The 7958-nt window shown below is 75.8% G+C and carries 4 protein-coding genes; 3 read left to right on the top strand and 1 reads right to left on the bottom strand.

The window, feature by feature from the left end:
• The first annotated feature begins 219 nt into the window (after window positions 1-219).
• On the top strand, window positions 220-1476 hold the full coding sequence (locus EAO77_RS18035) for a HEAT repeat domain-containing protein (protein WP_147989298.1): 1257 nt from the start codon (window positions 220-222) through the stop codon (window positions 1474-1476).
• 144 nt (window positions 1477-1620) lie between these two features.
• Here the strand turns inward: EAO77_RS18035 and EAO77_RS18030 are convergent, their stop codons facing one another.
• Window positions 1621-1992 carry a VOC family protein gene (locus EAO77_RS18030; RefSeq protein WP_147989297.1) on the bottom strand — a complete coding sequence of 124 codons (372 nt, stop codon included), beginning with the start codon at window positions 1990-1992 and terminating at the stop codon, window positions 1621-1623.
• A gap of 213 nt (window positions 1993-2205) precedes the next feature.
• On the opposite strand from EAO77_RS18030, the gene EAO77_RS18025 reads away from it, so the two are divergent.
• Complete coding sequence (locus EAO77_RS18025; RefSeq protein ID WP_147989296.1) at window positions 2206-3234, top strand: trypsin-like serine peptidase; 1029 nt, start codon at window positions 2206-2208, stop codon at window positions 3232-3234.
• Complete coding sequence (locus EAO77_RS18020; RefSeq protein WP_147989295.1) at window positions 3224-7942, top strand: trypsin-like peptidase domain-containing protein; 4719 nt, start codon at window positions 3224-3226, stop codon at window positions 7940-7942. Before EAO77_RS18025 ends, EAO77_RS18020 begins: the two co-directional genes overlap by 11 nt.
• Window positions 7943-7958 lie beyond the last annotated feature (16 nt).

Genomic DNA, 7958 nt, shown 5'->3' with positions numbered 1-7958 from the left:
GCCAGTGGGCGGTCCGGGCCCGCAGGGCCGCGAGGAAGGCGAGTTCCTCCTCGTCGAAGTCCCAGGGCTCCTCGCCGTACTCCGCCGGGTCCTCGACCTCGAACCAGCTGTTCTCATCCATGCCGAAACTCCGTTTGTTCAGGGTGTGCTCCTCTCCCGGGAGGCCCGTGAGGGCCTCGCCGCCGGGCAGTGTCCGAGCCCCATGGCAGATTGCAGGGTGTGACAACCGATACGAACACCCCGCTGTCCGGACTGGACGCGATCGACTGGTCCGCCCTGGAGCATGCCTACGGCGCGGCCGGCGACGTCCCCGGCCAGTTGCGCGCCCTGTGCGGGCAGGATCCGGCCGAGCGGCGAAGAGCACTGCACGATCTGTACGGCAACATCTTCCACCAGGGCAGCCGGTACGAGGCGTCGGCCGCGGCCGTGCCGTTCCTGTCCCGGATCGCCCGGCACGCCGTGCTGCCCGACCGTGCCGAGGTGGTCGGGCTGCTGGCCGCACTCGCCGTCGGCTACGACGAGGCGCATCTGCCCGGTGGGGTGAACGTTTCCGGCCGGCGGCGCGAGGTGGCCGACTTCCGCGCGAAGGGTGAGGCCGGCGTACGCGCCGAGTACGACGCCTGGGTCCGTGAGGCCGCCGACGACGGCGAACGCCGGGTGCGGGAGATGCACCGCGCGGTGCTCGACTTCGCACGCGATCTCCGCCACCTCGAGGACGAGCTCGCGACCTACGACGCGGTACGCGCCGAGGTCCCCGCCCTGCTGTCGCTGCTGGAGGACGCCGAGCCGGACGTCCGCACCGCTGCCGCCCATGCGGTGGCCTGGTTCCCCGAAGAGGCCGCGGGGACGGTGCCGCACCTCCTTCGTCTGCTGGAGCGGGAGACGGAGCCGGCGGTGACCGCGACGGCGCTCGTGGCCGCGGGCCTGCTGGGCGACGGGACGATCGTCCCGGTCCTGCGTCCGTTCCTCGGGCACGAGCGTCCCTCCGCCGTCCGCTGGGCGGCGGCGACCGCGATCACCGAGGCGGGCTGCCCGGCGCAGGACGCGGACGCCTGTGTGGCCGTCCTCGCCACCCTGTGTGCCGACGAGGACGAGCCGTCCGATCACGGGATCCCCTTCCACGAAGGGGACCTGCGCGGATACGCGGCGGCCTCCCTCACCGTCCTGGGCGAACGGCACCCGGGCGAGGCGCTGGAGGCCGTGACGTCCGGCCTCTCCCGGACGAGCGGCATCGCCGCCTTCGCCGTCACCTCGGCCGCTCTCCGCCTGGCCTTCGGCGACGGACGCCCGGCCTCGCTGCCCGCGTACACGGACCTGACGCCGGCCCAGCAGCGCCTGATGCGGACGCTGGCGTCGCTGGACGACGACACCTGGATGTGGGGCAACTTCCTGGAGATCCTGCGCTCGTGGGGCGTGCCCGCCGGCCGGGAGGCGATGCGGGCCTACACCGGGACCACCGGGGGGCAGGACGGCTGACGCGGCGGCCGGCGCCCGCCGGAACGCCTGTGGCTCTCCGCCGGAGAGGGTCCTCGCGGCCGGCTCAGGCGGCCGCAGGCGTCCTGATGCCTGCGGGAGCGTCACGGCCCGACCCCTCGGTCCGGGGAGGACCCGTACCCGCGGTCAGCCTTCGAGGATGCAGAAGGGATGCCCGGCCGGATCGGTGAGGACCCGCCACCTCCGCTCGTCGGGCTGGGCATCCGGCCTGCCCGCTCCCAGTTCCACGAGCCGGGCCTCGGCCTCGTCCAGCTCGCCGCCGACCGTGAAGCAGAGGTGCAGCTGCTGGGGGACGGCCGGTGACGGCCAAGTCGGAGGCCGGTGGTCGTCGACTCGCTGGAAGCCGATGGACAGTCCGTCCTCGCGGGTGAGGGCCGCGAAGCCCGCGTCGGACTCCGGGTGCAGTTCCAGGCCGGTGGCCTGCCGGTAGAACGCCGCCAGGGCGAGCGGATCGGGGCAGTCGAGCGTGATCGCGCTCAACGTCATCTGCAGGGGCATGACGGCGACTCCGGGCCGGTCGGCGGACGTCTGTCCGGGCAATCCTAGAGGCCGGCGACGACGCCGGAGGCAGCACGAGGGGGCACGGCTTCCGGACGTCGCGGCGGTTCGGGGGTGTCCGGCAACGGCGCGCGCCCGGTGCGGAGTTGCCGGGGACGGCCCCCGGCGGGTACCCCCGCCCCGTACGATGCGGGCAGGGACGGCAGCGGGGGCGTGGCCCCGGACGGGCGGGGGTACGGCGTGGACTACCGGCAGGTGTTCTCCGACGAGGCGGTCCGCCAGGAATTCCTCGACCGGTACGACGAGATCGCGGGCGCCGCCGCGGCGTCGTCCGGCTTCGAGAACATCGGCCCCCGGCCCGGGGTGGACGAGGCGGCCGACGCCGTACGGCGCATGACCGAGGGCACCTGGGTCCCGGACGACTCCGGTCTGGAGGCGATCGTCGAGCGCTTCGCCCGCCCCGTGCACCTGGTGCAGCGCTCCTCGTTCGTGCTCCCCGCGGACGGCCACCCCACCAGCCGTGAGGTGACGGCCAGACTGGAGCGCGCACGTCCGCGGCTGGAGGCGGCGATCCCCGGGGTGGGCCGCGTCGACCTGCGCAACCACCGCCACGCGTGGGTGGGCACGGGCTGGATGGTGGCACCGGGCCTGGTGGTCACCAACCGCCATGTGGCCCAGGAGTTCGCGCGCCCCGAGGGCAGCGGATTCGTCTTCGCCCGTCCGCAGTTCAAGCCCGTACGGGCGGCCCTGGACTGGTACCACGAGTACCGCAGGCCCGAGGAGTCCCGCTTCGCGGTGCGCGAGGTGGTGTGGATCGAACCGGAGCCCGGCCCGGACGTCGCCCTGCTGCGCATCGCCGGGTCGGGCGAGGACGGCGAACGGCCGCCGTCCGTCATCGCGCTGGAGACCGCCTCGCGGGCGCGCGGCGGGGACGTCGGGCGCTGGGTCGCCGTCATCGGCTACCCGGCGCAGGACAGCCGGGCCCGGGGAAGCGACCAGCAACGCATCTTCGACGGGGTGTACGACGTCAAGCGGCTCTCCGGCGGCCGCATCACCGCGGTGGAGGGCGAGGGCGTCGTCCACCACGACGCGACCACTCTCGGCGGCAACTCCGGGTCCGCCGTGATCGACCTGGAGACCGGCCGGGCCGCCGCGCTGCACTTCGGGTATCTCGACGGGGGCCACAACGCGGCCGTCCACGCCTCGGTCCTGGCACGCATCGTGCGGCTCCATGGCCGCTGACGGCCTGCCGCCCGGCCACGGGCCGGAAGGGATCACCCGTCCCCCGGCCGGGTTCGTGCCGACCGGCGAGCTGCTGCAGGTCGCGCTCGACGCCCGCCACCGGGTGGCCGTGATCGAGCTGTCGGGGCGACCGGCCGGGACCGGATTCCTGGTGGCGCCCGATGTGCTCCTCACCGCCTCCCACGTCGTGGGCACGGTGACGGCCGGCCGGCTCGACGGGGTCCGCGCCCGCTTCGACTTCGTCCCGGCGGCGGGCAGGAGCGCGCACGAGACCGGGATGCTGGTCGACGTGCCGGAGCTGCTGTGCGGCAGCGGGCCGGCCGACGGGGAGTCGGGCGGCGCTGTGTCGCCGGTGTGGGACGCGCCGACGGACCGGCTCGACTTCGTCCTGCTGCGTCTGACGGGCCGGGTTCCGGACCCGGCGGGCTCGGCCCGGGGCCACTACACCCTCGACGAGAGCGCGTACGACCTGCGCGGCGCGTGTCCCCTGCTGATCGTCCAGCACCCGCTGGGCATGCAGCAGTCGACGTCCCACATCACCGCCCCGCCCGAACTCAGCCCGTCGGGAACACGGATGCGCTACGCGGGGGCGAACACGCTCAAGGGGTCGTCCGGTTCGCCCATCGTCGACATGCGGGGACGGCTCGTGGGGGTGCACCACTACGCGGCCGGCCCGGTCAACCAGGGCGTACCGGCGTGGGCCGTGGCCCGGGCCCTCGCGGACGGGCCGTACGCGGGACTGCTGCGGCCGGCCCCACCCGACGCGCGGCCCCGTCCGCGGCCGCCGGTCATGCTGAGCTGGGTGCCCGGGGACCGGCACTGGGCGGAGATGGTGCACGGGGTGCTCAGCGCCGCCGGCCACGACGTCCTCCTGACCCCGGATCCCGCCCGCCCCGGGAGCCGGACGCTGCGCGAGCACGCGGAGGGCGGCGGGGTGGTGTTCGCCGTGGTGAGCCCGGCCTATCTGGCGGACCCCGGCGCGGCGGCGGACCGCGACCACGTCCTGCGCCTCGACCACCGCACGCCCCACCGCCGGCTCGTCCCGGTGCTGGTCGAGGGCGAACTGACCGGCACGATGGCCCTGTTGGACGCGGTCGACCTGCGCGGCGCCTCGGCACCCGGGCAGCCGCTGCTCACCGCGGCGGCCCGCCCGGCGCCGCCGCCGGCCACCCGGGACCGGCCGGCGCTCGCCTTCCGGCCGGGCGATCCGCTGCCGCGGCTGCGGCGTCTGAGCGACCGGGCCCGCAGATCCGCCGGGACGGTGTCGGGCACCGTCTTCGGCGGTGCCGAGCAGAGCCAGTTCGCGGCCGGTCTCTACGTGACCCGTGATCTGGAGGAGGTCGTCGCCGCGCGGCTCGCCCCGGGCGGCGATCCGCTGGTCGTCGCCGGGGAGCCGGGCTGCGGGAAGACGAGCCTGCTGTGGGGACTGGCGCAGCGGCTCTGCGCCAACCCGGACCACGAGGTCTTCTTCGTCAAGGCGACCTGGCTGGCGGCCGGTTCGGAACCCGCCCAGGTGGACGCGGCGGCGCTGGCGGAGGCGGTCGGCGCGGCCCGGGACCACGGCCGCGCGGTCACCCTCCTGCTCGACACGGTCGACGTCCTGGTGAACAACGACGACTCGTGGAACACCCTGGTGTCCGTCGTCGAGTCCGCCGTGCAGGCGCGGGCCGCGGTGGTGATGACCTCCCGGATCTCCGAGGCGACGGAACTGCCCTCCGGCTGGCCGCGGTTCTCCCTGCGCGACTACGCGACCGAACCGCCCGCGGGCCAGGAGCCGTCGGCCCGGAGCGAGTTCGCCCGCGCCGTGCTCGCCCACAGCGCCTTCTTCACCGCCGACCCGCTGCTCCGCGAGGACCTGGTCAGCCGCATGCTGGCGATCGTGGCACGGGACGTCTCGCTGACGCCGCTGTGCCTGCGTCCGCTGACCCTGCGGATGCTGTTCGAGATCTACACGCCCGGCCAGGTCTCCGGCGTCGTCGACACCACGGGCCTGTACGAGGCGTACTGGGACCACCGGGTGCTGCGCGACCGCCGTTCCTGGGACGGCACGGGCGAGGCCGGCGACCGCGACCGGGACCTGGGCGACACCGCGGCGGCCCTCGCCCTGGAGATGCTGCGCACCGGTCTCCCGGAGGCACGCGTGGCCGCGGTGCGGCTGCCGCCCGGGCTCACGTCGGCCCGGCTCGGGCAGGAGATCGCCCTGCTGCAGCGCCGCGGGGTCGGCCGGCTCGCGGGCGGCGTCTTCCAGTTCTTCCACCAGACGTTCTTCGAGTACGCCGCGAGCCGGGCCCTGATCGCCCGGGCCGGGGCCGGCGGCATCCGTGCGCTGATCGGCCGGGTCAGGGAGCGCGCCGACGACGACTACTTCCTGCTGGCCGTGCTGGAGCAGGCATGGCTGTGTGCCGACCGCACGCAGGAGGTCGCGCCGGCGGCCTCCGCCGAACTGGGCGCGCTGCTGTCCACGTTCGCACGGGACACCGGCAGCGGCGGCGGGCCGGCCCGTTACGGGCTGCGCCGGACGGTGCTGTCGGTCGCGGCGCAGGGCACGCTCGTGACCGGCGCGATGCGGCCGGACCTGCTGACCGTCCTGGCCGCGCCCTCGACGTCCGTCTCGGCACTGGGCCGGTTCCTGGCGCTGCTGCCCTGTCCCGGCCGGGACTTCGGGCCGCAGGACACCGCCTGCCTGACGGCGGCGGTGGGACGGCCGGACAACGCGTGGCTCGCGGTCGTCGAGGTGCTCGGCCGGCTCCTGTCCAAGGAGCCGGCCCGCGCGGTGGCGGAGCTGCGCGGGCTCGGGCTGGTGGAGCGCTCGGTCGCCGGCGAGGGGGGCGTCGGCACCCGCGGCGAACTGCCCGGCCTGCTCGTCGTGCTCCTGGTGAGGGAGCCCGGTGAGACGCTGCCGCTGGTCCGCGAGGTGGTCCGGGCGGCGCTGCGCGACGGCCGGTTCGAGTACGCGGCCGAGATCCTGGGCCGGATCGCCGCCGTCCCGGCCCACGTCGCGGCGGCCGGGACGGCCGCCGAGCGGGTGGCCTGGGCCGCCGAGGCGGTGGGGTCCGGCACCGACGTGCACTCCGCGCTGATCAAGGCGTACACGACCGTGCTCGAACCGTGGCTCCGGGCGCGCGGGCACGCCGAGCTGCTCGGGGAATTCGGCGCCGTCGCCGGGCGGTTGGCCTCCGGCGCCCCCCTGACGACGGCGGACCGGGCGCTGCTGGGCGCGGTGCTCGGCGTCGCCGGGGAGTGCTGGCCGGCCGGCGAGGACCCGGAGCCGTTCCTCGGCCTGCTCGCCCGAGTCACCCGGCAGGAGACCCTGACGGAGCTGTCGCGGGGCGGCCTCGTGCGGTTGCTGGACTCCCCGTCGTCGCTGGGGGACGCGGCACGGGCACTCGCCGCCCGGTGGCTCGCCGAGGGTCTGCCGCTGCAGGGGCGGGGCGCCTCGGACGAGCGGTCGGTACGGGCGAAGGCGGTGATGGCGGCGCTGGGGCGCACGGACCTGTCCGGCGAACGCTTCGCGGCGGTCGCGACGGCCGCCGCGGCACAGGCCGGTGACCGCGCCGGCCGGGTGTGGGAGCGGTCGGACTGCCTGCTGCCGCTGCTGGTGCGCGGCGTGGCCGCGGGCGTCCCCGCGGCCGTCGCGGTGGCGGACGCGCTGCCCGGCCGGGTCTCCCCCACGGGCAAGGACGTGACGGCCTGGGTGGACCCGCATCGCCGAGGGGGCACCGCGGCGGAGGCCGCCGCGCTCGTCGACGTCCTGCTGCGTGTGGACCGGCTGCCGCCGGCCCGGAAGGTGCTGGAGGAGGGACTGGACCTCGACGGGCCCGCGCGGGCGCGGCTCGGCAGCTCCGCTCTCGCCTCCTTCCGGGCCGCCGTGCCGCCAGACCCGTCGGACGGTCTCGCCCACGACGTGCGGGTCAGGCTGCGGTCGCTGGCCGCGATCCTGGCGATCCTCTCCCGTGCGGCCGGCGCCCCGGCGGCCGACTGGAAGGACGTGTCCGACTGGATCGGACGCCTCCCCGACCGGCAGCTGGTGGCGGAACTGATCGGCGTCGTCGGCGTCGGCCTGGAGCAGGGGGTGTATCCGGCGGCCGAGGTCGTGCCGCTGCTGCGCGGCCTGTGCGGGGCGAGCGGGCCTGCGCCCGACCCGTGGGGGGAGGACTCCCTGCGGGCCAAGCGCTGGTGCCTGTGGTGGTACGGGGAGCACGGGACCGCCGACGACGTCGGGGAAGCGGTGTCCCTGGCGTTCGCCGCACCGGCCGACGCCCGGTGCGTGAAGGCGCTCGCCGCGTACGCCCTGCCGGGGCGGCGCGGCGGGGAGTCGCTCTCCGAGGAGCGGACGGCGGAGCTGATCCTTGCGGTCGGGCGCGGCATCCGGGACTCCGCCCTCGGCGGCAGCGCGCGCAAGGACGTGGGGCAGGCGTGGCGGCGGGCGTTCTCGTCGTTCCTGCCGACGGCGGCCACCGGCACCCGGCTGCGGCTCGTCCTGGCCGCCGTGGAACTCGACGACAAGTTCGCCGCGCATCTCGTGCAGTGCCTGCCCCTGAGCCGCACCCCCGAACTGCGCGCCGCACTCCAGGAGATCAGCGCCCGGCCGACGGTGGGCCCCCGGCTCCAGGGAGTCCTCGGCGCGCTGCTCGACCGGCACCGCCGGGTCTTCTCGGACGGCGGCTGGCCGTCCGTCTTCGACGACCTGGCGGCGGCTGCGGTCTGACGCGGGGGGTGCGGGC

This window comes from Streptomyces sp. T39 (assembly GCF_008042045.1).
In the GTDB taxonomy this organism is placed as follows: Bacteria; Actinomycetota; Actinomycetes; order Streptomycetales; family Streptomycetaceae; genus Streptomyces.
The sequence above is the reverse complement of the archived record's forward strand: the minus strand, read 5'-3'. Positions and strand labels throughout refer to the sequence as shown.